This is a genomic window from Acetohalobium arabaticum DSM 5501, from assembly GCF_000144695.1.
Lineage (GTDB): Bacteria > Bacillota > Halanaerobiia > Halobacteroidales > Acetohalobiaceae > Acetohalobium > Acetohalobium arabaticum.
On sequence record NC_014378.1, the window covers coordinates 1,423,627 to 1,450,009 of the forward strand.

Annotated in this window: 29 protein-coding genes and 1 rRNA gene; 5 read left to right on the plus strand and 25 right to left on the minus strand. The window is 35.0% G+C overall.

From position 1 onward, the window contains the following. Positions 1 to 18 precede the first annotated feature (18 nt). From acear_RS06920 to acear_RS06930, 3 genes are all read right to left on the minus strand, one after another. Positions 19 to 1,555: ribosomal RNA gene (locus tag acear_RS06920) — 16S ribosomal RNA — on the minus strand. Between the two features lie 448 nt (positions 1,556 to 2,003). After that, positions 2,004 to 2,648 (minus strand): uracil-DNA glycosylase, encoded by a 645-nt coding sequence (locus tag acear_RS06925; RefSeq protein WP_013278291.1) that lies wholly within the window; start codon positions 2,646 to 2,648, stop codon positions 2,004 to 2,006. A gap of 119 nt (positions 2,649 to 2,767) precedes the next feature. Continuing rightward, positions 2,768 to 3,271: a hypothetical protein gene (locus acear_RS06930; RefSeq protein WP_013278292.1), complete on the minus strand. Its 504-nt coding sequence runs from the start codon at positions 3,269 to 3,271 to the stop codon at positions 2,768 to 2,770. Positions 3,272 to 3,367: 96 nt separating this feature from the next. On the opposite strand from acear_RS06930, the gene acear_RS06935 reads away from it, so the two are divergent. Then, positions 3,368 to 4,489 (plus strand): flagellar hook-length control protein FliK, encoded by a 1,122-nt coding sequence (locus acear_RS06935; RefSeq protein ID WP_013278293.1) that lies wholly within the window; start codon positions 3,368 to 3,370, stop codon positions 4,487 to 4,489. A gap of 12 nt (positions 4,490 to 4,501) precedes the next feature. After that, positions 4,502 to 4,792, plus strand: coding sequence for an EscU/YscU/HrcU family type III secretion system export apparatus switch protein (locus acear_RS06940; protein ID WP_013278294.1), 291 nt, complete (start codon positions 4,502 to 4,504; stop codon positions 4,790 to 4,792). Here acear_RS06940 and acear_RS06945 read toward each other — a convergent pair. The 3 genes from acear_RS06945 to acear_RS06955 are packed head-to-tail and all read right to left on the minus strand — an operon-like array spanning position 4,755 to position 6,883. Continuing rightward, positions 4,755 to 5,429 (minus strand): vitamin B12 dependent methionine synthase activation region, encoded by a 675-nt coding sequence (locus acear_RS06945; protein WP_013278295.1) that lies wholly within the window; start codon positions 5,427 to 5,429, stop codon positions 4,755 to 4,757. The two genes, acear_RS06940 and acear_RS06945, sit on opposite strands and share 38 nt — an antisense overlap. A gap of 15 nt (positions 5,430 to 5,444) precedes the next feature. Then, positions 5,445 to 6,080: an endonuclease III gene (nth, locus tag acear_RS06950; RefSeq protein ID WP_013278296.1), complete on the minus strand. Its 636-nt coding sequence runs from the start codon at positions 6,078 to 6,080 to the stop codon at positions 5,445 to 5,447. 29 nt (positions 6,081 to 6,109) lie between these two features. Beyond that, positions 6,110 to 6,883 carry an alpha/beta hydrolase gene (locus tag acear_RS06955; RefSeq protein ID WP_013278297.1) on the minus strand — a complete coding sequence of 258 codons (774 nt, stop codon included), beginning with the start codon at positions 6,881 to 6,883 and terminating at the stop codon, positions 6,110 to 6,112. 244 nt (positions 6,884 to 7,127) lie between these two features. Between acear_RS06955 and acear_RS06960 the strand changes: the two genes are divergently transcribed. Further along, positions 7,128 to 8,369, plus strand: a complete 1,242-nt coding sequence (locus acear_RS06960; RefSeq protein WP_013278298.1) for an MFS transporter — start codon at positions 7,128 to 7,130, stop codon at positions 8,367 to 8,369. Here acear_RS06960 and acear_RS12575 read toward each other — a convergent pair. The 11 genes from acear_RS12575 to acear_RS07010 all read right to left on the minus strand — a co-directional run bounded on the left by acear_RS12575 (position 8,366) and on the right by acear_RS07010 (position 17,027). Then, positions 8,366 to 8,515, minus strand: a complete 150-nt coding sequence (locus acear_RS12575) for a hypothetical protein (RefSeq protein WP_013278299.1) — start codon at positions 8,513 to 8,515, stop codon at positions 8,366 to 8,368. The genes acear_RS06960 and acear_RS12575 overlap by 4 nt on opposite strands. A gap of 10 nt (positions 8,516 to 8,525) precedes the next feature. Continuing rightward, positions 8,526 to 8,984 (minus strand): DUF441 domain-containing protein, encoded by a 459-nt coding sequence (locus acear_RS06965; protein ID WP_013278300.1) that lies wholly within the window; start codon positions 8,982 to 8,984, stop codon positions 8,526 to 8,528. A gap of 26 nt (positions 8,985 to 9,010) precedes the next feature. Continuing rightward, positions 9,011 to 9,724, minus strand: a complete 714-nt coding sequence (locus tag acear_RS06970; protein ID WP_013278301.1) for a 2-phosphosulfolactate phosphatase — start codon at positions 9,722 to 9,724, stop codon at positions 9,011 to 9,013. 86 nt (positions 9,725 to 9,810) lie between these two features. Then, a complete protein-coding gene (gene comA / locus acear_RS06975; protein WP_013278302.1) occupies positions 9,811 to 10,650 on the minus strand; it encodes a phosphosulfolactate synthase in 840 nt (279 codons plus the stop codon). 36 nt (positions 10,651 to 10,686) lie between these two features. Continuing rightward, complete coding sequence (locus tag acear_RS06980) at positions 10,687 to 10,959, minus strand: YqhV family protein (RefSeq protein WP_013278303.1); 273 nt, start codon at positions 10,957 to 10,959, stop codon at positions 10,687 to 10,689. A gap of 95 nt (positions 10,960 to 11,054) precedes the next feature. Further along, positions 11,055 to 12,014, minus strand: a complete 960-nt coding sequence (locus tag acear_RS06985; protein ID WP_013278304.1) for an ADP-ribosylglycohydrolase family protein — start codon at positions 12,012 to 12,014, stop codon at positions 11,055 to 11,057. Between the two features lie 476 nt (positions 12,015 to 12,490). Then, a complete protein-coding gene (gene mnmH / locus acear_RS06990; protein WP_013278305.1) occupies positions 12,491 to 13,543 on the minus strand; it encodes a tRNA 2-selenouridine(34) synthase MnmH in 1,053 nt (350 codons plus the stop codon). A gap of 135 nt (positions 13,544 to 13,678) precedes the next feature. Beyond that, entirely contained in the window at positions 13,679 to 14,734 is a 1,056-nt protein-coding gene (wtpC, locus tag acear_RS06995; RefSeq protein ID WP_013278306.1) for a tungstate ABC transporter ATP-binding protein WtpC, read from the minus strand. Next, positions 14,727 to 15,515 carry an ABC transporter permease gene (locus tag acear_RS07000; RefSeq protein ID WP_013278307.1) on the minus strand — a complete coding sequence of 263 codons (789 nt, stop codon included), beginning with the start codon at positions 15,513 to 15,515 and terminating at the stop codon, positions 14,727 to 14,729. Before acear_RS07000 ends, wtpC begins: the two co-directional genes overlap by 8 nt. A gap of 4 nt (positions 15,516 to 15,519) precedes the next feature. Further along, complete coding sequence (wtpA, locus tag acear_RS07005; RefSeq protein WP_013278308.1) at positions 15,520 to 16,491, minus strand: tungstate ABC transporter substrate-binding protein WtpA; 972 nt, start codon at positions 16,489 to 16,491, stop codon at positions 15,520 to 15,522. Positions 16,492 to 16,688: 197 nt separating this feature from the next. Then, on the minus strand, positions 16,689 to 17,027 hold the full coding sequence (locus tag acear_RS07010; RefSeq protein ID WP_013278309.1) for a winged helix-turn-helix domain-containing protein: 339 nt from the start codon (positions 17,025 to 17,027) through the stop codon (positions 16,689 to 16,691). Positions 17,028 to 17,222: 195 nt separating this feature from the next. On the opposite strand from acear_RS07010, the gene acear_RS07015 reads away from it, so the two are divergent. Continuing rightward, on the plus strand, positions 17,223 to 17,426 hold the full coding sequence (locus acear_RS07015) for a TOBE domain-containing protein (RefSeq protein WP_013278310.1): 204 nt from the start codon (positions 17,223 to 17,225) through the stop codon (positions 17,424 to 17,426). 112 nt (positions 17,427 to 17,538) lie between these two features. Here acear_RS07015 and acear_RS07020 read toward each other — a convergent pair whose 3' ends face one another. The 6 genes from acear_RS07020 to tnpB all read right to left on the minus strand — a co-directional run bounded on the left by acear_RS07020 (position 17,539) and on the right by tnpB (position 23,686). Beyond that, complete coding sequence (locus acear_RS07020) at positions 17,539 to 18,288, minus strand: HTH domain-containing protein (RefSeq protein WP_013278311.1); 750 nt, start codon at positions 18,286 to 18,288, stop codon at positions 17,539 to 17,541. A gap of 119 nt (positions 18,289 to 18,407) precedes the next feature. Continuing rightward, the gene (gene pgsA, locus acear_RS07025) at positions 18,408 to 18,926 is read right to left on the minus strand and encodes a CDP-diacylglycerol--glycerol-3-phosphate 3-phosphatidyltransferase (RefSeq protein ID WP_013278312.1); all 519 of its coding nucleotides are present in this window, start codon (positions 18,924 to 18,926) and stop codon (positions 18,408 to 18,410) included. A 29-nt stretch (positions 18,927 to 18,955) separates the two neighbouring features. After that, positions 18,956 to 19,237 carry an acylphosphatase gene (locus acear_RS07030; RefSeq protein WP_013278313.1) on the minus strand — a complete coding sequence of 94 codons (282 nt, stop codon included), beginning with the start codon at positions 19,235 to 19,237 and terminating at the stop codon, positions 18,956 to 18,958. Positions 19,238 to 19,551: 314 nt separating this feature from the next. Continuing rightward, positions 19,552 to 20,991, minus strand: coding sequence for a TrkH family potassium uptake protein (locus acear_RS07035; protein WP_013278314.1), 1,440 nt, complete (start codon positions 20,989 to 20,991; stop codon positions 19,552 to 19,554). 12 nt (positions 20,992 to 21,003) lie between these two features. Beyond that, complete coding sequence (gene trkA / locus acear_RS07040; protein WP_013278315.1) at positions 21,004 to 22,395, minus strand: Trk system potassium transporter TrkA; 1,392 nt, start codon at positions 22,393 to 22,395, stop codon at positions 21,004 to 21,006. A 175-nt stretch (positions 22,396 to 22,570) separates the two neighbouring features. Continuing rightward, positions 22,571 to 23,686, minus strand: coding sequence for an IS200/IS605 family element RNA-guided endonuclease TnpB (gene tnpB, locus acear_RS07045; protein ID WP_013278316.1), 1,116 nt, complete (start codon positions 23,684 to 23,686; stop codon positions 22,571 to 22,573). Positions 23,687 to 23,818: 132 nt separating this feature from the next. On the opposite strand from tnpB, the gene acear_RS07050 reads away from it, so the two are divergent. Then, positions 23,819 to 24,025: a DUF6471 domain-containing protein gene (locus acear_RS07050; RefSeq protein WP_013278317.1), complete on the plus strand. Its 207-nt coding sequence runs from the start codon at positions 23,819 to 23,821 to the stop codon at positions 24,023 to 24,025. 83 nt (positions 24,026 to 24,108) lie between these two features. On the opposite strand, the gene acear_RS07055 is transcribed toward acear_RS07050, so the two are convergent. Together acear_RS07055 and acear_RS07060 are read right to left on the minus strand one after the other, a co-directional pair. Then, entirely contained in the window at positions 24,109 to 24,543 is a 435-nt protein-coding gene (locus acear_RS07055) for a type II toxin-antitoxin system RatA family toxin (protein WP_013278318.1), read from the minus strand. Between the two features lie 10 nt (positions 24,544 to 24,553). Beyond that, positions 24,554 to 25,810 carry an aspartate aminotransferase family protein gene (locus tag acear_RS07060; protein WP_013278319.1) on the minus strand — a complete coding sequence of 419 codons (1,257 nt, stop codon included), beginning with the start codon at positions 25,808 to 25,810 and terminating at the stop codon, positions 24,554 to 24,556. Positions 25,811 to 26,383 lie beyond the last annotated feature (573 nt).

Here is a 26,383-nt window from a genome sequence, read left to right on the forward strand (position 1 = left end):
TTTAAAAGTACTCCTTAGAAAGGAGGTGATCCAGCCGCACCTTCCGATACGGCTACCTTGTTACGACTTCACCCCCCTTATCGGACACACCTTCGGCGCCCGTAGACGACTTCTGGTGCATCCAACTCGGGTGGTGTGACGGGCGGTGTGTACAAGGCCTGGGAACGGATTCACCGCGGCATTCTGATCCGCGATTACTAGCGACTCCAGCTTCATGCAGGCGAGTTGCAGCCAGCAATCCGAACTGGGACCTGTTTTGAGGATTGGCTAAACCTTGCGGTATAGCAGCCCTCTGTACAGGCCATTGTAGCACGTGTGTAGCCCAGAGCATAAGGGGCATGATGACTTGACGTCATCCCCACCTTCCTCCAGTTTTTGACTGGCAGTCTCCCTAGAGTCCCCAACTTAATGCTGGCAACTAAGGATAGGGGTTACGCTCGTTGCGGGACTTAACCCAACATCTCACGACACGAGCTGACGACAGCCATGCACCACCTGTCACCGTGTGATCCAAAGGACCAAATTCTGCTGTTGACAGATAGTCACGGGATGTCAAGCCCTGGTAAGGTTCTGCGCGTTGCTTCGAATTAAACCACATGCTCCGCCGCTTGTGCAGGCCCCCGTCAATTCCTTTGAGTTTCAACCTTGCGGTCGTAATCCCCAGGCGGGATACTTAACGCGTTAACTGCAGCACTGAGGGAGTTGAACCCCCAACACCTAGTATCCAGCGTTTACAGCCAGGACTACCGGGGTATCTAATCCCGTTCGCTCCCCTAGCTTTCGTGCCTCAGCGTCAGGGTCAAGCCAGAGAGCCGCTTTCGCCACTGGTGTTCTTCCTAATATCTACGCATTTCACCGCTACACTAGGAATTCCGCTCTCTTCTCTTGCCCTCAAGTCTGACAGTTTCAAGCGCAGTGTATCAGTTAAGCCGATACATTTCACACTTGACTTGCCAGACCGCCTGCGCACCCTTTACGCCCAATGATTCCGGACAACGCTTGCTCCCTACGTATTACCGCGGCTGCTGGCACGTAGTTAGCCGGAGCTTTCTTCTCAGGTACCGTCAAGCCTAGCAGTTATTCACTACTAAGATGTTCTTCCCTGAGGACAGAGCTTTACGACCCGAAGGCCTTCATCACTCACGCGGCGTCGCTTCGTCAAGCTTGCGCTCATTGCGAAAGATTCCCCACTGCAGCCTCCCGTAGGAGTCTGGGCCGTGTCTCAGTCCCAGTGTGGCCGATCACCCTCTCAGGTCGGCTACCCATCGCAGCCTTGGTGAGCTGTTATCTCACCAACAAGCTAATGGGACGCGAGCACATCTAAAAGCGGAGGCAAAAAGCCGCCTTTGATGCAGCCTGGTTATCCAGGCAGCATAATATCCGAAATTAGCTTCCCTTTCGAGAAGTTATATCAGACTTAAAGGTAGATTACTCACGCGTTACTCACCCGTCCGCCGCTTTACTAACTGCTCAAAGAGCAGCTTTCTCGCGCGACTTGCATGTGTTAGGCACGCCGCCAGCGTTCGTCCTGAGCCAGGATCAAACTCTCCGATAAAAGAATATATTTAAATCTGCAAAGCAGATCTAAAAGTTGAGTTTAATATGGCTCAAATAAGAATAAAGGATTACTACCATTCTCAATTGACGTTGGCATGGACAATGTTCAGTTTTCAAAGATCAGTAGTCGCGAATAAGCGACATCAAGTATTTTAACACTTTTCTTGTAGCTTGTCAAGAACAAATTCAAGAATCTCAAGAAGATTCAGTTCTTTTCAAGCGACAATTAATATATTAACACAAATCCAGTCACTTGTCAAGAAGAAATCTCAAATTATTTGATTTTGCAGCAGAAAAGACTGCTTTCTTACAAGCGACATTAAACATTCTAACATCAAAACTTAACTTTGTCAAGAAAAATTTGAATTAATTTGTCAGCCCCTGTGAGGCGACGCTTTATAATTTATCATCTATATTCCTTTTTGTCAAGGGAAAATAAACATTATTTATAACTTGCCCTCTTCCTTCAATTCTAAATAACGCTGATAACCCTTCTTTATCTTTAAAAAATCATGCCAGGTTGGCTTCTTCCACTGCTCATTGCGCAGTAAAGCTGCTGGATGAAAAGTAGGTAACAAGTAATAACCTTCTCGTTCAACCCAATTGCCTCGTAATTCAGTAATCTTACCATCAGGATCTAATAAACCTTTAACTGCTATTGAACCTAAAGGTACAATAATCATTGGTTGAATTAGCTTTATCTCCTGGGCTAAAAACCAAAGACAGCTCTTCATTTCAGAAAACTTCGGATTACGGTTTCCGGGAGGTCTACACTTAACTATATTACTGATATAGACATCCTTTCGCTTTATTTCAGCTGCTTTTAATATCTTATTAAAGAGTTGACCGGCTTTACCTACAAAGGGCTCTCCTTGTTCATCCTCCTGTCTTCCTGGCCCCTCACCCACAAACATTAAACCTGTATCCGAATTACCTGTTCCAAAGACTGTCTGAATACATTCCTTATGCAACTCACATCTTTCACATTCAACTGCTACTTCTTTTATTTCATCTAAGTTATTGAAACGCTGTTGTTCTTGATCCTGTTCTGTAAATAACCCTAACTGATCCTTAGTATCATGAAATAACATATCAACCACTCCTACTGGCTTTCTTTCTGATTCTACTGACTACTAATGACAGTATTCTATAATAATTACTATTTTCCTTGTTAAAAGTACATTTGATACAGCAGCCTTAACTTATCTCTTCAAAAGATAAAATTAACTACTTTATTAATATATTTATTTATATAGGTGTTTTTATAATCCTTAATACATCCTCCTTGGAATAATTCATCTTCTAATTGAGAATAAACATTAGAAAATTTTCTATCATGGTTTAAAAGTCTATTTTTAAAGAATTCTTCTCCAATCTTAGCCAATTGTTCATAATTATCCGTACGTAAATGTTTAAGTCTTTTCTTCTTTAACTCAAGAGAATCTTTATAAGCCTGAATCCGATTATTATTCCTTTTATTATCGTAGGATGATGAATTCAGCTCAGTCTGAAGCTTAGAAATTCTAGTCTTCAGCTGCCTACAGATCTGAAGATCATTAATTACTGTAGTCATTAGATTCTTTAGTTCACCAGATAATTGATGATTATACTCCAAAATTATTGATGGATAATTATTAATAGCTAGCTTACCTAAAGTAATCAATAAGTTCTTCTTATAACACTCACTAATTCTGCAGTCTTTCATTAAAAACATCTATCCATCAACTCCTAAAATATAATACATCTAAATAAAGGGTTCAAAGCCTAAAACCAAGAATGCATAATAACAACAGAACCTTGGGGTGATAAAATGAAATTATTTAATAATTGGCCATCAAAGACCAATCCAGAATCCATTAATAAAATCGAAGAAATACTTAAAAAGTCTCCTAGCAAGAATATTTCTGAGGCTAATTCTGATCATCTACAACAAATGACCTCTAAAAAAGTCGATAATATTTTAACAGAATTAGGATTATTACATAATGAAGCAAATGAAAGAATCATCAAAGCCTTGCTCAAATACCAACTCTCACTTAATAAAGAAGAAATAATCAATATCAAACAACTGCTCAATAATCATCAAACAGACTCTACTGAAGCTCTGAAAGCTATTATATTTTTTAAAAAAACCAACCTAAAGCTTAATCATTCGAGCATTAAACTGCTAATTGATTTTTTAACCAAAAAACCTGAGATTGCCGCTGACCTTAAAGAGTTAATTAAAAGCAGTCCAGATAAAATAGCCAATAAATTAACAGAATTCATCCTACAGCCTAATCAAGAAGATAGATACTTTACTGCTGAAGAGATTAAGAAACAGATTATGAAGTTAGGATTAAATTTTGAAAATAATCTGTTGACCAAAGAAGCTAAACAGTTAAATAGCCTCAAAAGATTCTTATTTGATCTTAAAAATAATAACTCTCAAACAGCAAACAAAATCATTGATAACGTCATATATAATTTAACCAATCAAAAATTAATTATGCATCAAAATGAAAGATCAGGAACTAATTTCCTCTATTTACAGCTTCCACTGCAGTTTCCTAATCAAGAATTTATTACTGCTCATTTAAATATCTTTCATCAACAGAAGAAATCAAAACCAGAAGAACGAGATAATAATAGGTTCTGTTTAGCCTTAAACTTAGAAACCAAAAAGTTAGGCTTGATAAATATCAAACTTGACTTTTATAATGAACAGCTGAATATTTATATTAATACCAGCTCTGATAAAACACTTAAATTAATAAAATCACAGATTCAGAACCTCAAGACTGCACTCACCAGTCTAGGCTATGATATTAAAAATGTTACCTTAGCAGCTATAGATACTGAAGATATTCAAAAAGATATAGAATCAGAAGTATTACAGACTAATCCATTCAATTTTGATAATCAGCTACATAACATCAACTTTACTATTTAAGGGAGGATCACAATGACTGAAGAACAGGATAATAAAACCCAAAATAAAAAAGCAGCCGCCTTAAAGTATGACCCTGAACAAAATAATGCCCCTCAAGTAGTAGCCAAAGGCAGTAATGAAGTAGCTAAAAAGATCATTGCCAAAGCAAAAGAAAATGATATTCCAATCCACCAAGATGACACATTAGTAAAAAATTTAATCCAACTGGACTTAGAAGAAGAAATTACTGGAGAATTATACCAGATAGTAGCAGAAGTCTTAAGCTTTATCTATCAGCTGAATGAAATGGACAATCTTGATTAGTGCAGTCCTGACAGGGTTCATATTCATTCACCTCTAAGTTACTACCTTGTCCAATTATAAATAAAAGAGATTTCTGAGGAGATAACATCTGTTTAGAGGTTAAATTAACTCCTATTTTCTCTCCTGAAGCTAACTTAAAGAGAAATTCCTGGTCTGCTATATCCCAGTCTCCCTCACCAGGACTGTAATATCCGCTGACACCTAATCCCTGGTTTACAGCATTATCCCGCACTGTATGCCAAACCTTTTTTGTAATTCTATCCAATAATCTATTTCCTACTATATCAAGAATAGTAGCTTTAAGATAATCTCCTTTATTAAAATAATTATTAATTTCTTTTTCCAGTCGAAAACCAGTAGTTACTAATCCTGCTGTAGCTTTATTAGCACCAAATAATTTATCAGTTAAATAATCTGATTCTATCTTGTAATCACCATTTATAGTAATTAAATTTTCTTTACTATTAATTTCTATCTCTTCAATATCACCAGTAACTGATTTAAGGTTTGCCAACTCTTCTCCTTCAGCAATCATTTCTGTAGCTGTCTTCTTAATCTGTGGTGTTACTTCTTCAAGTGACTGGTATCCGTACATACCTAAGACTTCTTCTTCAGTAATATCTATTTCTAATTTCATAATAATCTCCTCCATTTAGTCCAGTTCTTTATAATAATCACATAAATGATTGACAGGACATTCACCACAGCGCGGATTACGCGCCTTACAGATCTCCCGACCATGGAATATAAACCAGTGATGGGCGGATGACCATTTATCTTGAGGAAGATTCTTCATCAATTCCTCTTCAGTTCTGCGCACATTATCACTGTTGGCAATTCCTAATCGATTAGTTACTCTAAAAACATGCGTATCAACAGCAATAGTATCAAATTCAAAGGCACAGCTCAAGACTACATTAGCCGTTTTTCTCCCCACTCCTGATAATTCCATTAATTCTTCCCTTGTTTTAGGAATCTGAGAATCATATTCATCAACTAATTTTTGACAAGTTTTGAGAATATACTTAGATTTATTACGATACAGTCCGACTCCATGAATCTCTTCAGCTAATTCTTCCGGTGTTAAATCTAAAAAGTCTTCCGGATTATTATACTTCGAAAATAATTCGGTCGTTATCTTATTTACCTGTCTATCAGTAGTCTGAGCCGATAAGATAGTTGCAATTAATAATTGAAAAGGGGTTTTATAATTTAATTCTGTCTGTGGAGCTGGATATTCATCTGCTAAAATCCTTAATATCTCATTAATCTCTTCTTCTGTTTTCATTATCTAAGCCTCCATAGACTATATTTGTTTTATAAGTTTTCGATTAGCCATTCTTCTGTCTTATCTAATACTTCACTCTCCCATTCATGTTTACTATAAGTATGATCACTGCCTACAACTATATGTTTTTTACAGACTTCAGAACTAAAAGTATTATAGTACTTGTCGGTATTTTCAATCGGTACTACTTCATCTTCACTACCATGAACTAAAAAGACTGAATTATTATCACCCTCAACCTCTGCTAATGGATCTATCTCTCCGATTTCAGCAATAAATCTACTTCCTAATCTATATCCATCTAAATCTATATAACCCTGTTTATTTACCTTCTCTTCATCATAATTCTCAGGCCGCTGGGCCAAAAAAACCTTTTGAATATCAGCTACTGCTGACCAAAGAACTAAAGCCTTAATTTTATCTGTCCGTGCTGTAGCCAAAGCAGCAACAGCACCGCCTAAACTAAGTCCTAACAGCCCCAATTGTGATTCATTTACCCTATCTAACTGCCTGACATAATCAATTGCTGTTAAAGTATCCTCTATCTGTCCAGAAATGGTAGTATCAATAAAATCACCACTACTGTCTCCAGAACCACGATAGTCAAATCTAAAAACTGTAATTCCATTAGCTGCTAACTTTCTAGCCATTTTAACAAAAATACGGTGTGGACCTATTTTATTCCCTTGAAAACCATGACAAAAAATAACTGCTGGCTTAGGATAATCAGTTTTACATTCCGGAGTATGGAGAATTCCTAACATTTCAGACTTCGATTCACCGAATAGAATCGGTTTTTCCAAAGTAATCACTCCTTTAATGATGAATTATACCATCTATACTAACTTAATTCAAAAATAATCCACTATATTTATTCCAGATAATTAACTATTATTTATTATTAATTATATAATATCAGTTTCAATTTTTAAAGAGCATAATCTGCCCTCTTAATATCAATTTCTTTATTCTACTCTCAGAATAAAATTTAAAAAATCGTTAAAAATAAAGAAAGAATCAGAATATTAAGCAGGAGGATTCAGATTAATGGATAAAAAATATAAGATAATGTTAACTACTTTCTCTTCTGTTCCATTTTTGATGGTGCTGGGTAATTCAATGTTAATTCCTGAATTTCCTAAACTCAAAGCTGCCCTGGATATTAACCAGTTCCAAGTAGGATTATTTATTACTCTCTTCTCTGCTTCAGCTGGAATTTCAATTCCATTTTTAGGTTATCTATCAGATCGAATAGGTAGAAAAAAGATAATTATTCCTTCCTTATTTCTCTACGGATTAGGAGGTTTAATCGCAGGAATAGCATCTGTTATACTAAAAGAAAATGCCTATCCAGTAATTCTGGGCAGCCGGATCATCCAGGGAATCGGCGGAGCTGGTACCTATCCAATTGTTATAGCTTTAGTAGGAGATATCTTCACTTCTAACCAGCGGAGTGAGGCATTAGGAATTATCGAATCAGCCAATGGATTGGGAAAGATATTAAGTCCCATCTTAGGAGCAGCTATTGCTTTAATCAGCTGGTATGCTCTCTTCTTTTCTTATGCTATTTTGGCTATCCCGATTATTATTGCTATGTGGCTTCTAACAGAAGAACCTGACGATAATACCAAAGAACAGACACTAAAAGAATATCTTAATAATATCAAAGAAATCTTTAAAGCACGAGGAATTCCTTTAGTCTTTAGTTTATTAGGCGGAATGGTTGTCTTATTTTTACTCTTCGGACTATTATCCTATTTATCTGATATTTTAGAGACTAAATATAATATCGAAGGCTTAATTAAAGGATTAGTAATTGCTATTCCAATCTTTTTTATGTCAACTGTATCTTACTTTACAGGTGTTTTCTTGAAAAAAGAAGAGAAGTATTTTCGACATGTCTTATCACTAGGATTAATAGTTAATGCTATTATTCTATCATCTCTATCATTTGTTGATAATCTCTATCTTTATATGGGATTGATCTCCATTCTAGGACTCGGTAGCGGTTTGGTTCTGCCTACAGTTAATACTTTAATTACTAGCTCATCTTCTAGCGAACAGCGCGGAGGCATCTCCTCACTCTACGGCAGTGTCCGCTTTATTGGAGTTGCCTTAGGCCCCCCTACCTTCAGTCTGTTACACAGGATAAGCCAAAAAGCAATGTTCTTTGGAGCAGCAGGTATTGGGCTTATAAGCTCTATTCTAATCTTCCTTTTCTTAGATGAAGATAAAATAATGTCAGTTGACGAAGATAATCAAGAAGACGCATCTGATACAGAAGATTAATCATGCTCACGATCCCGATTTTTAAGTTTGAAGAAATAGCCATAATTATTCTTACCCTGCGCTTCATCCTCAACCGGATGATTCAGTACCAGCCAAGCTAACAAACCAATAATTACTATAAAAGAACTTATAACCTTTATACTCACTAACTACCTCCTAACTAATAAAGAACCGGAATAACTGAAAAAAGAGTGCTGTAAGCCCACCAGCCATTAGAGGACCAACAGGAATTCCATCCAAAAAGATAATCCCAATCAATGAACCCAATACCATCTGAACAATCAAATGCGGTTCAGTCTCCAGTAATTCAAGCCCCATTCCATTCAATTTAGTAGCCAGCAATCCTCCTAGCAGAGCTAAAATACCAACCGGTGATTTAAAGGCAGTTACCAGCTCAGATAAGCCATTATCATCAGTAATTAATGGGGTCAAGACTGCTAAAATCAAAAATAATAATCCTAAATCCAATCCTTTATCTTCTAAAATAGGAAAGATAGAATGCAAGTGTAGTGCTTTTAATATAAATAAAATTACTGCTGCTAAAGAAAGAAGATCTGATTTAGCCAGGACACCTAAAGAAAAGACTATTAAAATCAAGATATATTCTTTGCCCAAAATCTCCACCTCTTCAAATTCAAATCCTAACTCTGAATAATCCCTTGACAATAAATAGGCGTTATCGAATATAGATCTTTCTGTAAAGCATAATTTACATCACTCTGTTTTCCTAAAGAGATTAATCTATCCCCATTTTCGCTCTGACTTAAAGTCGCCAATAATTTATTGCTATTTATTAAATAACTCTGGTAAGCTACTAAACTAAGATCTGATAATTCCAACTTTATACCTTTATCTTTTAACCTATAGATCAGTCCTCCAGCTGTTATAAAGTCCTCTAAAGAGAATCTACCCTGGCTTCCAGCACAGCAAAGAATTAATTCATCTGCTGACTCTACTTCTTTTGCTACTGCTCCTAAATTTATTAACGCAGCAATAACTACTTTCTTAGCCTGATTTAGATTAGCCAACATCTCTGTTCCATTAGTAGTAGTTAAGACTACCTGTTTATTCTTAACTATGGATTCAGTAAAGCTTAAAGGCGAGTTACCTAAATCTAGCTCAGCTACCTTCTGCCCTTCTCTTTCACCAGCTGTAATAATATCATCATTTATATTCTGGCTTTGATATTCAACTGCTTTGGGAATACTTACCACTGGAATCACTTCTCTGGCTCCATTTTCTAAGGCTGTAACAATAGTAGTAGTAGCCCGAAAAGTATCAATAGCTGCTACTACTCTATTCTTTATCTTCTTTTCTTCTATCTCTTCTGCTGTTAGAATTAGCTCTATTTTCATCTTCGTTTATTCACTCCTATAGCTAAAATCAATTATTCATCAATTCTCTATTTATAAACGTCAGTTAAAGGTAAATAGATAATTATTTATTCTAACGAAAATACTTTTTCATAATCATCCTGCTGTAAAAGAGCTGTCTTGAAAGTATCTCCTCTGACTCCTACCCGCAGCGACTCTAAAGCCAGTATCTCTGTTGGAGCTATATTACCCAGATTAACATTCGGCCCTAAAGTATTGATAAATTTAACCTGCTGTTTTTTCAGCGGTGCTTCCCAGATAATATCTTCTTTATTCTCTGCTCCCAACAGAAGCTGTTCCATCTTAAATTCATCTAGATTTCCTTCCTTATCATAGATTGAAATATTTCTTCCTGATTCTCTAGCTTCTACTATCACTTTATAGGCGCCGTCGGCTATGTCCTGCTTAAGCTGTTTTATCATCTTGGATAATTCAAATTTACTGTTTTTATCCTTCTTTCCTATCTCTGTTAATACTTTAAAATCTCTATTAACTGCTTCTTTAATAATTGATGACCGCAGTCGGGCTGTCAGATCAATAGTTCCATCGGAAACTTCTATAGCAGTAAAACCTAATTCTTTAGCTTTAGTTAAGTAATCATCCAGCATTCCCTGCGTAACTGCTACTTCCAGAAAAGTTCCTCCAGGATAGATATCTACTCCATAGGAAGTTATTAAATCAATCTTTTGTTCTAAAATCTCTGGATGATAGAGGGCTGATGTTCCAAAACTTAATTTATGGAAATCAATATAATCGGCTGCCATCTCCATTAAATCCTCAGTCTGATTCAGCCCTAATCCTTTATCCAGAACCATAGTCAAACCGGTCTGACGCGGTTTTTCTTTTCGCCCCGAAAGCGGAAAATCAATATCAAGTTTCCAGCCATTCTTACTTTGCTCTTTTGTCATCACTGACCACTCCTCATTAATCATTAAACCAATTTTTTATAATTTAATCCCCAATAATATCAAACCTACACCTGAAGCTATAACCACAAAATTCAATAGTGAAATCTTTTCAGCAATCTCTACTAAACCTAACGCAGTTACCAAAACTAGAACTGTAGGTCCTACTAAAGCAAGGATTGAATTTAACTGGAGTGCCTTTTCAACCGAATTAAACTTTAACATTAATAAAGCAGCACTGAACTCTATAATTCCGGAAATAACCCGCAGCAATGCCATGCTTAGAAGTATTTTATTTTTTATATAGATCATCAATATGCCCCCGTGATTTATTACAATCTATATATATTTATACTAACTAGAAATAAAAAAAAGAACCCAAAATCAGGTTCTTTTTACTAAATCTATTATTTATGCTTCAGGCAGAATAACTTTTTACCTAATTCTATAACATAATCAAGCCCTCTCTCCCTATTTTCCAGCTGGTCTAACCAGTCTGAGGGAATATCATTATAGCCGTGATAGGCTCCAGCAATAGCTCCTGTCATAGCTCCTAAAGTATCTGTATCTCCCCCTAAATTAATAGCATAGGTAACTGCTTTTTTAAAATTATCGGTATTTATTAAACAGGAATAGATAGATGTAGGTACTGAATTAAAGGCTCTAGCATCATTACCTAACTTATTACGCACTACTTTGGGCTCAGGAACATTCTTTAAAAAATCCTGAATAGAGGATAAAGCCTGACTGTATTCTACTGATTCAAAGTCTATATATTCAGTTAAAACATCCAAATAATCAGTAACAGAAAAATCAGCTTCCGGCTTTTGATTTACAGCATAGCCGACAGTTAAAGCCTGTATAGCAGCACCGGTCTTTCCTAAAGGATGGGCATGAGTGATCTGGCTTGATTTCTTTGCCTTTATTCTCAATTCCTCGTAGTCAGTATGATAAAATACACCTACCGGAGCTATCCTCATAGCTGAACCGTTGCCAAAAGAACCGCCATCAAAGATATTCTCTCCTGCTTCCTGCCAGCTACTGCCGGCTTTGATATTATTCAATGCTTCAATAGTACCAGCACCATAGCCGCGGTCTAAATTACAGTTAGTTACAAACTTCTCTGCCATATCAGCTCCATCAAAGCCTGAAGCTGAAATCAATGATTCAGCTACTCCAATCATCATTTCTGTATCATCAGTATAGGTACCGGCTCCCAATCTGGCTTCTAACATATAATCAAGCTGACCATACTTCTTTTCAATTTCTTCTATAGTATAGCCTTCAACTGCCATTCCTAAAGCATCACCAACAAAGGTCCCTACTAAGGATCCAATGAATTTATCCTGCAGTAATCTCTTTTTCATAAAACAGCCCCCCTTTCTTAGGTTATTATTATCTGTGGCAATTTACTACATAATTGATATATTGTCTCACTTTCCATTTACAGCTAATATGGTCTCTTTAATGATATTACAGATTATAGTCAACAAATCTCTTACGCTTGCCATTCGTTCGACGTCCTGTCTCACTCACTCTCAAAAAAGAACTTTCCGCCGTCCATGGCTCCAAGTTCTTTTTAAGAGTCGCTCCAGAGAAATGTTGACTATTTATAGCACAGAATTTTCATTAATCTGATTTTAAACGCTTCCTTAGATAATTTTGCACAATTAGTTGATATATTTCAAAAAGCAACTTAAAGCAGCCCCACAAGAGAAAATAATTAATATATAAAGTAGGCTCTTTAAATCGTATCTCTAAAATTAGTTTATTGCTGATTGACTAGGGCTGATTTTGGCAGCGTTTGAAATATATCAACTCTAAACTGCAACATTATATCAATTTAACCTAAAAAGTCAATTATCTCTTCAGTTATCTCTGGTATATCATCAGATTCTGTTCTTAAAGCGAAGCTATCATGTTGGCGCTGAGAATATTCATATAGAGGATCATAATATTCAGTTAAAAGAGTTCTAATTACTTTCTTTAGTTCTCCAGCCTTAGATAGCTTAACTAGTCTCTTATATTCATCTTTACCGGCTTTTTTGATAATATGTTTTTTAATTGCTGTTAATGATTCTAACCAGCGGTCAATAAAGGCATCAGGATCTTCTTCGTAACTAACAGCATACTCTTTATAGATTCTATTAACTCTTGCTTCTAAAGTACTTTCAATTAAGATATGGATTCCTTCCTCCATTGCCTGTAGGAAAAACTCAGGCAGTACTGACATTCCAATCCGCTTACTCTCTGCTTCAACAGCAATTAATTCAGCTCCATTTAATTCCTCTAATCTTTCCCACAATAATGAATCAAAATGTTTCTGATTCGTCGGCTTCCCCAATCCAATCCCGCCAAAGGCCGAACCGCGGTGGTTGGCTAAACCTTCTAAATCAATAATAGGCACTTCCTTTTCTTGTAGAGAATAGAGCAGCTCTGTCTTTCCTACTCCAGTATTACCGTGAATCACTAACAGATCACTCTCTAATTCATAATCTTCTAATTGATCTAAAATAAAGTGGCGATAGGATTTATAGCCGCCTTCCAGCTTATAGAGCTTAACTCCAATTAATTCAGTAATCACCCCTATGCTTTCGCTTCTGAGTCCTCCCCGAGCACAGAAGAGTACTACATAAGAATATTCATCAGTTAAAGCTTTGATTTCTTTAACCAACCGGGGTAGTTTAGGAGATAACAAATCTATCCCCAACATTCGGGCCTTCATTGGGCTCTCCTGAACATAAGTAGTTCCAATCTCATCCCGTTCTTCATTATTAAAAACCGGAATATTAACTGCTTCTGGAATAGTAGATTCAGCAAATTCTTTTGGTGATCTAACATCTACATAAACTAATGAATCTTTAGCCAAAGTCTCTTGATAAGTTATTAATTCCATATTAATTCTCCTATTATATGTAGTTTAGTTACTGTACTATTTTTTCAGTAAAATTAAAAAAATCCCTTCTTTAAAAGGGATTTTGGAGATTATTTTTAGTTTAGTAGAAGAATATCTTGATTATGCACCTCTTTATTAAGCATTTTTTATAACATGACAAGCTGTAGCCTTAAAAGTTAAATAGACTTCTTTTCCAGGCTCTATTCCCATTTCTTCTAATGACCGATAAGTAATATAGGCTATCATTTCAATACCAATATCAACTTTAACTTCTACTATTGATAGACGCTCTTTAACTTCTTTTACTACTCCCTGATAAGAATTACGGGCACTAGAATTAAAAAATTGATGGGAAATAATTATGTCTTCGGGGCGAATTATTAAACTAATATCCCCTTCTTTTTCAGTATTAATTTCCAGCTCTATGTCTTCATTGATTTTAATTACTGTTCGATCATCCTTATGAACTACTTGACCTACAAAAATGTTTTTACTGCCTACAAACTCTGCTATAAAATTTGATTCCGGCTGCTTAAAAACCTGCTGGGGAGAACCAACCTGAACTATCTCCCCTTCCTGCATAATAGCAATTCTATCGGCTAAAGATAAAGCTTCATTAAAATCATGGGTTACATGTAAGGTAGTTGTTCCTAACTCAGTATGAACCCGCTTTAAATCCTGCTGTATCTTATTTTTAGTGCTGGGGTCAAGGGCACTTAATGGTTCATCCAATAATAGAATTTTAGGAGAAATAATTAAGGCCCGGGCTAGCGCAACCCGCTGCTTTTCCCCACCGCTTAGTGTTTTAACTGAACGATCTAACAGATCATTAATTCCTAACAGTGAGACTATCTGCTGTAGTTTCTGTTTCTTTTCAGCGGCCGATTCTTTTCTAAGTTTCAATCCAAATAATATATTCTCTTTAACATCTAAGTGCGGAAATAACATATAATCTTGATAGACCATTCCTATCTGTCTATCTTCAGGCGGTAGATTACTGACTAGTTCATCTTCAAACCAGATATCACCTTCTTCAGGCTGCTGTAAGCCAGCAATCACCTCAAGTAAGATAGATTTTCCTGTACCCGTCGGCCCTAAAATTGTAAAGTATTCTTCTTCTTTTAATTCCAGATCTATATTTTTAAGTTTGAAATCTCCTAAATCCTTGCTTATATTCTCTAGCTTAATCATTAATTCCTCTTCCCCCTCGATTATGCAGTAACCGCAGCCCAACAAAGATAGAGAGAGTAACTAACACCATTACAATTGCTATCGGTTTAGAATACTTCAAACCGTAGGAAGTAAATCGCTCATAAATTAAAATCGGTGCTGTCATAGGATGATAAGCTAAAATCACTACTGCTCCAAACTCTGATAAGCCTCTTCCCCACATCATTACCGAACCAGAAATAATATGGTTTAGATTCAGTGGTAATGCTACTTTAAAGAAAGTCTGAGCCGGAGTTGCTCCTAAAGTCCGAGATACTTTCTCTAATCTTTCATCAATTGATCTAAAGCCTTCTTTGGCTTCATTAATTAAAAAAGGCAAACTTACAAACATCATACCTATTACAACTCCAGGAAATTCACTTACAAATTCTATTCCCAACTTACTAAAAAACTTACCTCCAAAGAATTGACTGCCGAAAACAGTAAGTAGAGCAATACCAGCAGCAGTATGAGGAATAATTACCGGTAGATTAATTATTCCTTCTACTAAGGCTTTACCAGGAAAATCACCTCTGGCTAACAGATAAGCCAGAGGGATCCCTAAAATCAAAGTAATTACAGTAGCAACTAATGAAGCCTTAAATGTAATAAGTAATGAATTATAAACCTTCTGCTCCTGTAAAGTAGTTAATACTAATTCAGCACTTGATCCTGTTAGTAATTTAGTCAAAGGTGCTAAAATAAAGAACAGAAGTAAGATTGAAAATAAACTTAAAATTAATTTAAAACCAGACCGATTCATACTTTTACTCCTCTTTAATTAATCGTAAATCTGTCGGAACTTCATCTAGATTATTAACCTTGGCCGGAGCAATAGGCGGCTGACCATTTTTACGCATAATCTCTTGGCCTTCTTCGCTCAATAAAAACTTCATAAAGGCAACAGCTCCAGTCTTGTTAGGAGCATTCTTAGGAATCGTTACTCCATAAACCATTGGTCGTCCAGTTTTAGTAATCTTTTCTCCTGGTGCTTTACCACTAATATCATAACTTACTGTACTATAGAAATCAGAATATTTATTTGTCTTAAGACTAATCTTTTCTGGTAAAATCACAAACGGCATATCATGTTGTTTCGCTACAGAACGATAGATAAAGAGATAATCTATTTCTCCTGATTCTAACATAGCAATTAAATCTGTCTCTTTAGGCCTCACATTTTTAGCAGGACAACCAACATCTAACTCATCATATAAGCCAGGCTCATTATAATATTTCTCAGCTAATTTCCAAACTAACTGACTACGATAGCCACATGGGTCAGCATTAGGATTGGAATGAGCATAGGATACATCATCTTTCAATAGAATTTTATACCAATTATCAGCATTAATCTTATCAGCATACTTAGAATGAGGAGTATACATAATAGCCATTTCATTAGTTGCAAAGTTAGCTCTCCAGTTAGCAAACTCAGGCATCATCAATTTTTCAATTACTGTATAGTCGGCTGAACCTACAACATCTGCTTTTCTACCTAAATCAGTTACTTTACGGACAGTAGTTCTACTTCCAGCTGCCTCTCTAACCACATCAGCCTGCGGATACTTTGCTTCAAAAGCTTCTTCTACCTGCTTAAAAGGAATCGCTAAAGATCCAGCATGAAAAACAGTTATTTCACCTTTAACTTCTTCTGGATTAATTGCAGCTCCTACTTGACTAACAGCCATCAAAGCTACTAACATTATCAGTACTATCGACAATCTTTTCTTTAACATTAATTTCAGCTCCCTCTTTTTGTTATGTTTGGTAAAGCATAATGAATTTAAAAATAAATTTCCCCTTCCCCTACTTAACTCTTCAAGACCTACTTTTTCCTTCCGACCATTATCACCTCCAAGATAATTTATGTCTCAAATTCTAATATTCATCACCACCTTTATGCTTATTTTAACATAACGATGATAAATAAACACTAAAAAAGATCAGCTAATATATCTTCATATATCTTTTGAGCTTGCTTGTTTACTTCACTTTCATATCTCTGGTATTTAATCAGCATTTCCTTAGCCTTAGGAGTTAATTGAGTTCCTCCTCCCTTAGCCCCCCCAACCTGAGTTTCTATTAATTTAATACCTAATCTTTCTTCACTGGCTTTAATCTTACCCCAAGCAGCCCGATAAGACATATTTAATTTATTAGCTGCTTTATTGATAGAACCTAGAGAATCAATATATTTTAATAGCTTCAATCTTCCTGTTCCAAATACTGCTTCTCCATCTACTTCAAGCCACAGCTTTACTTTGGGTTCCAATCTTCCACCATCTCCTTAATTAACTTAACGCGTATAATATCCTTTCCAGACTAATTAGATTATTTCCTGCTTAAAATTAAAAATAAAACCAAAAGTTTTAAATTAATCTTCTTTTAGTTTTATTTAGTTTAATTCATTAATGTATAAGAATACTACTATTTACTTATTATAAGCAATAGAAGGGGGAAATATAATATGAGTTTAAGTGCGCGAAATCGATTAACAGGCAGCATTAAAGATATCAAGTCAGATGATGTTTCTTCAGAAATTATTCTGAATATAGGAGGACAAGAAGTCTGTTCTACAATTACTACTAATTCTGTAGAAAGATTGAACTTAGAAGTAGGTGATGAAGTTACAGCAGCTATCAAAGCCAGTAATGTAATTATTCAAAAATAATTTAAGTATAAATTAACTGACTAACTAAATATTTAGTTAGTCAGTTAAAATTCAGAAGTCAAATAAGTAATGGATTCCCTTCAATATTAAAAAGAAAAATCCTGCTTAAAAACTAAATATTAAGGGCAAACATTCCAGATAATCGTTTGTTAAATCGTTCATCAGAACTTAAAATCTCAGATAAAGACATCAAGGGACCTAAATTAAATTCACCTTCTATACCTTCAGTCTTTAGAATTTTAATAAGAATATGTTTTAATATTCTAGTAGTACTCATAATTCCTCGTTTTTCTTTTAAAACTTCAAAAGCCAAATCGGCAATACGCTGATTTAGACCATCTAATTCCAATTCTTCATCTTTCCGCTTTAAATCTACTATTTTATAATCAAAATCATTAACATCCAAAATCTTAATAATCAGTTTGTTTTTAGGATATACCTGTTCCTTATTATAAAATTCTTCCAGAGCAAAAGTCTGTTTATCCTTACGTATTCCCCTATATTTACGGTTTCTAAACTCAATATTAATTTCATCATGCTGAATGTAATAAGGAAAATATAATTCATGATCAAAATCAATGTTGAGAGTTTGGCGCTGATACTCAAGCGGTTTTATAGAATATACAAAACTTAAACCGTTCAATAACCATTCTGTCAAGCCCCAGTAGCCATCTCCCATTCTAATGAATTTATCTTCCGAATAGATACAGGACTGAACAGAACTAGGATTTTCAATCTTCTTTACTTCACTAATTTCTTTAAAGAGTTCTTTATAATGCATAGACCCCTCTCGATCTTTTAAAATTTTATAAGCCATATCAGAAATTGTCATTAACCTTGTTAAATTATAAGCCTCTGACATTCTTGCACCTCCAAAAAATATTACTTTTCTATTATATTATTTTCTTCACTTACCATAAATCACCTGCATATTTCTGCAGTTTTCCCACTTTTTGTAATACAAAATGGATAGACTACTGTCTATCCATTAATAAAAGTACTATAAGCTTTTATGCAGTAATCAATCCCGGAAACTATAGTCAAAGGAATAGCTAAAAGCACAAAGTATTGGAAAAACTCCCATTTAACTATATAAGAAAAAGCAGTTATGTAGAGAAATAAAGTAGCATACTTGCCAACTTTACTAGGGTTAATAATATCAACCCCATTTAAATAGACTAAAACAGCCCCTGATAAAATAATTACTTCCCGACAAATTACTACTAATAGAATCCAAATGGGAATTAATTGATTAACAGCTAGAGCTATAAAAACAGTAATCATAGTCAATTTATCAGCCAATGGATCCAGCAATCTACCTAAATTTGAAACTTGGTCATATGTTCTAGCTATATATCCATCAAGCAGATCAGTTAATCCTGACAAAAAAAATATAACCCCAGCAAGCAATAAATGGTATTTAAATTGAACAAAAAAGATATATAAAAAGACCGGAATTATCAATATTCTGCTTAGAGTTAATCTATTGGCGATATTCATTTGTAACTCCTCCTGCACCCTTACCTACATTAATACTTAATAGCAAATCTAATATAATCATCAGTAGCATCAATCCATTCCCACTTAACTTCATTTATTTCTGCCCGGGTAGGACCGGTCTCTAATAAATCCACTAATTCCTCTAGCGATTCCTTCTCTCCTTCAGCAATTACTTCAACTTCATTTCCATCAGAACTTCTAACATAACCTCTAAGACCTAACTTTGTTGCCTTTTGATGTGTAAAAGCCCTATACCCTACACCTTGCACTCTTCCCTTTACTACCGCCTTAATTGCACTTGTTGTAGACATATTTGATTATCACCCTTCAACTAGATATTTTTATAATTACAGTACTGATAAGTATTATTCCCAATGAAGCTACTTTTAACACTTATTTATTAGATTATTCATCTAAAACATAAACTAACTTACATTAAATAAAATTCTATAGCCCTAAACTTTTTCCTTCTTAACATTTAAAAAAATTACTAATTTAAACTAAGATTAAGAAAAACCTACTTTAATCAGTAGGCCTGCAGAGCTAACTTGATTGCTAAGTTACTTCTTCATTATAACATTATTTTCACTAGATGTAAAATTAGAATATATTTCGACTTAATACTTTATCTACGCCAAAAACCGGCTAGCATAAATACTAATACCGTATAAATTTCCAATCTTCCTAATAACATACAGAAAGATAATAATAATTTTCCTACAATCGGCAGCGGCACGTAGGTATTTAAAGGACCAATTAATCCCAATCCCGGCCCAATATTGCCTAGAGTTGCAGCTACAGCTGAAATTGAACTGATTAAATCAATACCAAAGGAAGTTAAAGTAATTGCTGCTACTACAAAAACTATAATATATAGAAAGAAGAAACCAAGAATACTGGTTGAAACTTCTTCTGATACAGCACGATTTCCTATTTTTAAAGAAGTTACCGCCCGGGGATGGATTAATTTATATAATTCCTGGAATCCTTTCTTCATTAGAGCATAAATTCTAATAATCTTAATTCCACCAGCTGTTGAACCGGCACAGCCGCCGATAAACATTAAAACAAGTAAGATTCCACGGGCAAACGGAGGCCAGATATCATAATCAACAGTAGCAAATCCGGCTGTACTGATAATCGATAATGTCTGAAAGGCAGCATACCTAATAGATTGAAGCCAGCCTTTATAAACCTGTAGACGCAGATTAACAGTAATTAACAGAATAGCTGTAGTTACTAAAAATAGATAAAACCGAAATTCTTTATTGTTAAATAAAGCCTTAATATTTCCTCGCAAAGCCTGATAATGCAAAGTAAAATTCGTGCCGGCTAAAAACATAAAAAAAACCATAATCCCTTCAATAATTAAACTATCATAGGCTTTAACACTTAAAGTACGGGATGAAAATCCTCCAGTAGACATTGTTCCAAAGGAATGAAGAACTGCATCAAAAAATGACATATCATTGAAAAATAGAAGAATCATCTGCAGAATAGTTAATAGAATATAGATAACCCATAATGTCTTAGCTGTCTCTTTAATTCTCGGTCTCAATCTATCATTAACAGGTCCTGGGGCTTCTGCTTTAAATAACTGCATCGAACCAGCTAATTCAGGTAGAATAGCAATTGACATTACAATAATTCCCATACCGCCTAGCCAGTGGCTTAAGCTTCTCCAAAAGAGAATACTGTGGGATAAACTCTCTAGAGAAAGAATAACTGTTGCTCCGGTAGTAGTAAACCCGCTAACACTTTCAAAAAAAGCATTTACAAAATTATCAAAAACTCCTGATAACATAAAAGGAATTGCTCCAAAAAGCGAAATTAAAATCCAACCTAGAGTTACTATAGCAAAGCCTTCCCGATGTCTGATTTCCTGTTGTGAATAGGAAAATTTTTGCATTATCTTCCCTACACTTATTGTAAGCCCCATAGATACTAAAAAAGAAAGTCCATCGACTTCTTTATAAAATAATGCTACTGCCAGAGGCAGCAACATAGCTAAACCAACAAAAATCAATAACTTACCTAAAATATTAAAGATTATCTTTAATCTCATACTAACCGCTCCTTAAAAACTACTAAAGAGTTCCTGCTTTATATTACTCTTGGCTGCCAGCGTAAAGACCAACAGTTGATCATTCTGTTTTAATTCCAATCCTCCATCTGGAATAATCAACTTTTCCTCTCTATTAACTATACCAACTATTAAATCTGAAGACTTATTTAAATCCTTTACTTTAACCTGCTTATTGGCTATCCGTTTGGGAACATCAGTCTTTAATAAATGCATCTGTCCATCAAGAATTGTTTCTGTATCCACCTGACCTTGATGTAAAAAATCCAGCATCTTCTCTAATACTAGAATCTGGGGAGTAAGAATTGTATCAACATTTACAATCTCACTGAAATAACTATACTCCAAGCTATTTACAATGGTAATTACTTTCTTGGCCCCTAATTTTTTAGCCACTAATCCAGTCAACAGATTCTTCTCATCCTCATTTCCAGCAGCAACAAAGATATCTGCCTGATCTATCCCTTCTTCTTTTAAGAGATCAATATTTGTCGGTCTACCATTTAAAACTAAAATATCAGATATTTCCTCAGCCAATTCTTCACAACAGGTTCTATTCTCTTCAATTAAAGTTAATACAGTTCTTTTCTGATTCAGAATTTTAGTCAACTGATAACTTATATTACTACCGCCGGCCAGAACTACCTTTTCTTTTTTACGCTGGGACTTATTTAAGAACTGACCTAATCTTGTCCGTAAACCTTTCTTCCCTAAAATATAGACAGTATCACCAGGATAAATTTTGTGGTCTCCATCAGGAATAAATAGGCGATTGCGGCGTAGAATACAGATCACTAGCGAATTTGTAGGTAAATCTATTTCACTGAGGCGGTTGAAGGCTAAAGGACTGCGGTGAGTAACTGTCATTTCTGACAGTTTGATTTTTCCGCTAATAAAACTTTCAATTCCTGTCTTCATTGTAGGCCTAATCAAATTAGTAATCTGGTCTACTACAATCCGACACGGATTAACTATTAAATCAATTCCTAACTCATCATTAAGTAGTGAATTATTATCTGTCAAATAATCATAATCATCAACTTTAGTTATAATCTGTTCTACTCCTAATCGGTTAGCATAAATGGAGGTTAATACATTCTTTTCATCATTATCAGATACAGCTAACATCAATTCAGTTCGATTAATACCAACCTGTTTTAATCTTTCAATATCCACCCCACTGCCGGCCAAAGTCATTACATCTATCTTTTCTTGAATCTGTTTTAATTGCTGAGGGTCCTCATCGATAATTACTACATCACGCTCTAATTTAGTCAATTGCTCAGCCAGCTGAACCCCCAGTTCATTACCGCCATAAATAATCGCCAATTTTGAAGTTGATGATGTCAGTTTATTCTTGAGCTTTTTTAATTTAGCTACTGCCATACTATCTTCCCCTTTAGTTGCTCCTACTAACAGTCTATGCCAATAAGAATTAAATCATGACGCACCTGGGGGCAAGCCCGCCAGGTTTCCCCATTCTTCGAGGTTTGCCAAGTTAAATTTGGTCTTATGACCTCTCCAGGGGCTTGAATTTCCGTTAGCCCGAACGGTAACAAAATTAATCAGCTAATTGTTTTTTGGCTTGTTTTAATATATTTAAACTTGCATTTAAGTCTCGATCATGAGTTGCTCCACATTTACATACCCAATTGCGAACACTTAAATCTTTAACCTTTGGATTCTTTTTACCACATTCTGAACAAGTTTGACTACTAGGAAAGAAATTGTTTACTTTTTCAACTATACAATTGTACCATTTACCTTTATACTCTAACATATTTACAAATTTTGACCAGGAAACATCTTGAATATGTTTAGCCAATTTTGAATTTTTAAGCATTCCTTTAATGTTTAAGTTCTCGATTGCGATAAGTTGGTTCTCCTTAACTAACCGAGTGCTTAATTTATGAAGGAAATCTTTACGAACATTTTTAATTTTTCTATGAAGTTTGACTATTTTTTGTTTAACCTTTTGCCAGTTATTAGAACCTTCTTCTTTACGAGCTAGTTTTTTCTGTAACCTAACTAATTTATCTTGATATTTCTGTAAGTGGCGTGGATTTTCTATTTTTTCACTATCAGAGGTAATAGCAAAGTCCTTAATTCCTAAATCAATGCCAATTTCTCCTTGATTATAGTTAACTTCAGTTACTATTACATCTTTTAAATTTATGGATATGTAGTATTTATCAATTTCTTTAGATACAGTTACATTAAGTATATTTCCTTTAACTTCTTGGTGTTTATTAAATTCAATCCAACTCAATTTAGGTAGTTTGATTTTATTATTTTGGATTTCAATACTTTCAGTACCACTACTTCGTTTAAAATATTGAGTACGGTATGATAATCTAGAATGTTTTTTACTTTTAAATTGAGGATAGTTTTGTTTACCATCAAAAAAGTTTTGAAATGCTTGGTCTAAATCCCGAACTGCCTGTTGTAAAGCAATACTATCTACTTCTTTAAGCCAGACGTGTTCATTTTTTAATTGAGGTAGTTGTTTTATATATTTAGTTTTCGATTCATACCCATTAATTTTAGCCTTTTCTAGAAAATAATTATATACCCATCTACAAGAGCCTATTGTTTTATTAATTAACTCTTTTTGCTCTTGGTTAGGATAAATTCTAGTTTTATATCCTTTTTTAGTAGGAACAAATCTCTTAATCATAATCTCACCTCTTTTATACTTTTTAGTTTAATTATATACTATTTATATTAAAAATTAAAGTATATTTTTAAATTAATTTGACAACTTTTAAATTTTATAGTATAATATATTTGAAAAACAAAAGGAGTGATGATGTTGACTATTAAACAAGAAATTAAATCCTATCTTGCTAGAACAGGTTGGACTATGACAGATTTAATTAAGGCTTTAAATGAAAAATATAATCGTAATGATAGTGTTCAAAATTTAAGTAACAAACTAACAAGAGGAACTATTAAGTATAAAGAAGTTAAGGAAATAGCTGATATTATAGGAGCTGAAATTATTTGGGAATTTTAAAGTAATATTGAATCACTTTAAAATTGGGCACTATTCATCCAGAGAGCAAGCCCATCTGGTTTTCTAGTACTTAACTTCTATAACTAGGCCTCTACTTCTTCTTTAATTGCCTCCAACATAGCCTGAGAATTAGACATAACTTTCTTCTTCAAAATTGGGTTAACTACCGAAGAAAGCATAGAAATACCGAATTCAAAATCAACAGTTAACCGCAGTTGTGTTCCTCTATTCTTCTCTTCAAACTTCCATTCGCCACTAAACTTTTTAAGATCTCCTTCAACTAATTCATAAAAAATATGTTTATTCTCTGGATCAAAGATATCTCTTTCCTTCCAGGCCAGTCTCTTGCCATCCACTTCAGCTACCCAGGAGGTGATTGTAGTATTTTCTCCTTCTTTAACTACTTTAACCTCAACTACATTTTCCATAAATCGAGGATAACTCTCCATATCTTTAGCAACTTCATAAACTTCACCTATCTCACCATCAATTAAAATTGAATTCTCTACATCAGGCATATTTATCCTCCTAACCTATACTTTTCTCTTGAGAATTCATCGCAGCCACTTCTTTAAAAGCAGCAGAAAAAACTTCTACTACTTTGGTTACTTCTTTTTCAGTAATAATTAACGGTGGTTCCACTCTAATCACCTGCGGAGAATTAAGAGTATAAGCAGCTAACAGATTCCGTTTAGTCAACTCAGAAATCAACATTCCGCCGATACCTTCTGTTGTAAGTTCAATTCCAATCATTAAGCCCCTGCCCCGTACTTCTTTGATTAGGTCTGGATACTCAATCTGTAACTTATTTAATTCAGTTAATAAGCTGTTCCCCCTCTGTCTTGCTCTCAAGGCTAACTCATCCTGCTCAAGAATCTCTAAAGCCTTCTTACCTGCAGCTGCTGCTAAAGGATTGCCGCCGAAAGTAGAAGTATGTAACATAGGTGCTTCACATAAAGGTTCCCACAGCTTTGGTTTAGCAATCAAGGCTCCTAGCGGCATTACTCCACCGCCTAAAGACTTAGCTAAAGTCATAATATCAGGCACTACCTCTTCAAACTCAACCGCAAAGTTAGTACCGGTTCTACCTAAACCTGTCTGAATCTCATCCACAATCATCACTACTTCTTTTTCGTTGCAGAGCCTTCGCACCTCAGTTAAGTAACCTTTGGGAGGGAGTACAATCCCGCCTTCGCCCTGAATTGGTTCTACAATTACTGCTGCTGTCTCAGAAGTAACGGCTTCAGTTAATGCTTCTATATCTCCAAACGGCACATGCTTAAATCCCGGTACTAGAGGCTGAAAAGGAGCCTTATATTCTTTCTTTCCTGTAGCACTCAAAGCTCCCATACTTTTACCATGAAAAGAGTTAATAGTAGAAATAATCTCTGATCTACCGGTATATAATCGGGCCAGTTTTAGAGCACCTTCTACTGCTTCAGTCCCGCTATTACAGATAAAGGAATACTTAAGATTACCAGGAGTTACTTCAGCCAGCTTGGCTGCAAATTCTGCCTGCTGGCGGTTAAACAAGAGCTTACTTGACAGCGGCATCTTCTCTAACTGCTGCTGTAGTGCAGTAATTATCTCTGACGGACGATGCCCAAAATTTAAGCTGCCGTATCCTCCTATGCAGTCAAGATATTCTTCACCACTGCTGTTTTTTACTTTTACTCCTTCTGCTTCAACTTCAATACTATTCAAACCCATAAACTTAAATATTCGAGCTAAACCAGGATTAAGATGTTCTTCATAAAGTTCGATAATCTCTTCTTTAGACTTCATAATTATCTCCTTCCTTCTTACAACCTGCTGTCCCAAACTCATTATTATCAAGACTAGTTCTAAAAATATATTATTTTTATAAAATCAGATTATTCATTAATCAGCTTAATCTTAGCAAAAATATTTTTAGATAATTTCTTCAAAGCATAATTGATATAATGTTGCACTTTCAAGATATTGCAGTGATAGTCAATATGTATCCGCCGCTTGCCGTTCGCTCAACGTCCTGTTTTGCTCACTGTCAAAAACTGCCCCTCCGTCGTCCATGACTCCGGGTCAGTTTTAAGAGTCGCTCTGGACACATATTGACTATTTGTAGCACAGAAATTTCATTAATCTGGTTTTAAACGCTTCCTCAGATAATTTTGCACAATTAGTTGATATCTTGCAACAAGCGACTTTAAAGCAGCCCCAAAATAGAGAATAATCACCATATAAGCTATAATTTTAAATGTAGCTATAAAATTAATTTATTACTAATTGATTGGGCTGATTTTTGGAGCGTTTGCAAGATATCAACTCTAAACTGCAACATTATATCAATATAATTTTACTTTACCGAAAATTAAATTA

What these genes read in the sequence shown, in the direction of transcription:
- acear_RS06925 (WP_013278291.1), bottom strand. Translation starts at nt 2,648, where the DNA reads ATGTTATTTCATGATACTAAGGATCAGTTAGGGTTATTTACAGAACAG.
- acear_RS06930 (WP_013278292.1), bottom strand. Translation starts at nt 3,271, where the DNA reads ATGTTTTTAATGAAAGACTGCAGAATTAGTGAGTGTTATAAGAAGAAC.
- acear_RS06935 (WP_013278293.1), top strand. Translation starts at nt 3,368, where the DNA reads ATGAAATTATTTAATAATTGGCCATCAAAGACCAATCCAGAATCCATT.
- acear_RS06940 (WP_013278294.1), top strand. Translation starts at nt 4,502, where the DNA reads ATGACTGAAGAACAGGATAATAAAACCCAAAATAAAAAAGCAGCCGCC.
- acear_RS06945 (WP_013278295.1), bottom strand. Translation starts at nt 5,429, where the DNA reads ATGAAATTAGAAATAGATATTACTGAAGAAGAAGTCTTAGGTATGTAC.
- nth (WP_013278296.1), bottom strand. Translation starts at nt 6,080, where the DNA reads ATGAAAACAGAAGAAGAGATTAATGAGATATTAAGGATTTTAGCAGAT.
- acear_RS06960 (WP_013278298.1), top strand. Translation starts at nt 7,128, where the DNA reads ATGGATAAAAAATATAAGATAATGTTAACTACTTTCTCTTCTGTTCCA.
- acear_RS06970 (WP_013278301.1), bottom strand. Translation starts at nt 9,724, where the DNA reads ATGAAAATAGAGCTAATTCTAACAGCAGAAGAGATAGAAGAAAAGAAG.
- comA (WP_013278302.1), bottom strand. Translation starts at nt 10,650, where the DNA reads ATGACAAAAGAGCAAAGTAAGAATGGCTGGAAACTTGATATTGATTTT.
- acear_RS06980 (WP_013278303.1), bottom strand. Translation starts at nt 10,959, where the DNA reads ATGATCTATATAAAAAATAAAATACTTCTAAGCATGGCATTGCTGCGG.
- acear_RS06985 (WP_013278304.1), bottom strand. Translation starts at nt 12,014, where the DNA reads ATGAAAAAGAGATTACTGCAGGATAAATTCATTGGATCCTTAGTAGGG.
- mnmH (WP_013278305.1), bottom strand. Translation starts at nt 13,543, where the DNA reads ATGGAATTAATAACTTATCAAGAGACTTTGGCTAAAGATTCATTAGTT.
- wtpC (WP_013278306.1), bottom strand. Translation starts at nt 14,734, where the DNA reads ATGATTAAGCTAGAGAATATAAGCAAGGATTTAGGAGATTTCAAACTT.
- acear_RS07000 (WP_013278307.1), bottom strand. Translation starts at nt 15,515, where the DNA reads ATGAATCGGTCTGGTTTTAAATTAATTTTAAGTTTATTTTCAATCTTA.
- wtpA (WP_013278308.1), bottom strand. Translation starts at nt 16,491, where the DNA reads ATGTTAAAGAAAAGATTGTCGATAGTACTGATAATGTTAGTAGCTTTG.
- acear_RS07015 (WP_013278310.1), top strand. Translation starts at nt 17,223, where the DNA reads ATGAGTTTAAGTGCGCGAAATCGATTAACAGGCAGCATTAAAGATATC.
- acear_RS07020 (WP_013278311.1), bottom strand. Translation starts at nt 18,288, where the DNA reads ATGTCAGAGGCTTATAATTTAACAAGGTTAATGACAATTTCTGATATG.
- pgsA (WP_013278312.1), bottom strand. Translation starts at nt 18,926, where the DNA reads ATGAATATCGCCAATAGATTAACTCTAAGCAGAATATTGATAATTCCG.
- acear_RS07030 (WP_013278313.1), bottom strand. Translation starts at nt 19,237, where the DNA reads ATGTCTACAACAAGTGCAATTAAGGCGGTAGTAAAGGGAAGAGTGCAA.
- acear_RS07035 (WP_013278314.1), bottom strand. Translation starts at nt 20,991, where the DNA reads ATGAGATTAAAGATAATCTTTAATATTTTAGGTAAGTTATTGATTTTT.
- trkA (WP_013278315.1), bottom strand. Translation starts at nt 22,395, where the DNA reads ATGGCAGTAGCTAAATTAAAAAAGCTCAAGAATAAACTGACATCATCA.
- tnpB (WP_013278316.1), bottom strand. Translation starts at nt 23,686, where the DNA reads ATGATTAAGAGATTTGTTCCTACTAAAAAAGGATATAAAACTAGAATT.
- acear_RS07050 (WP_013278317.1), top strand. Translation starts at nt 23,819, where the DNA reads ATGTTGACTATTAAACAAGAAATTAAATCCTATCTTGCTAGAACAGGT.
- acear_RS07055 (WP_013278318.1), bottom strand. Translation starts at nt 24,543, where the DNA reads ATGCCTGATGTAGAGAATTCAATTTTAATTGATGGTGAGATAGGTGAA.
- acear_RS07060 (WP_013278319.1), bottom strand. Translation starts at nt 25,810, where the DNA reads ATGAAGTCTAAAGAAGAGATTATCGAACTTTATGAAGAACATCTTAAT.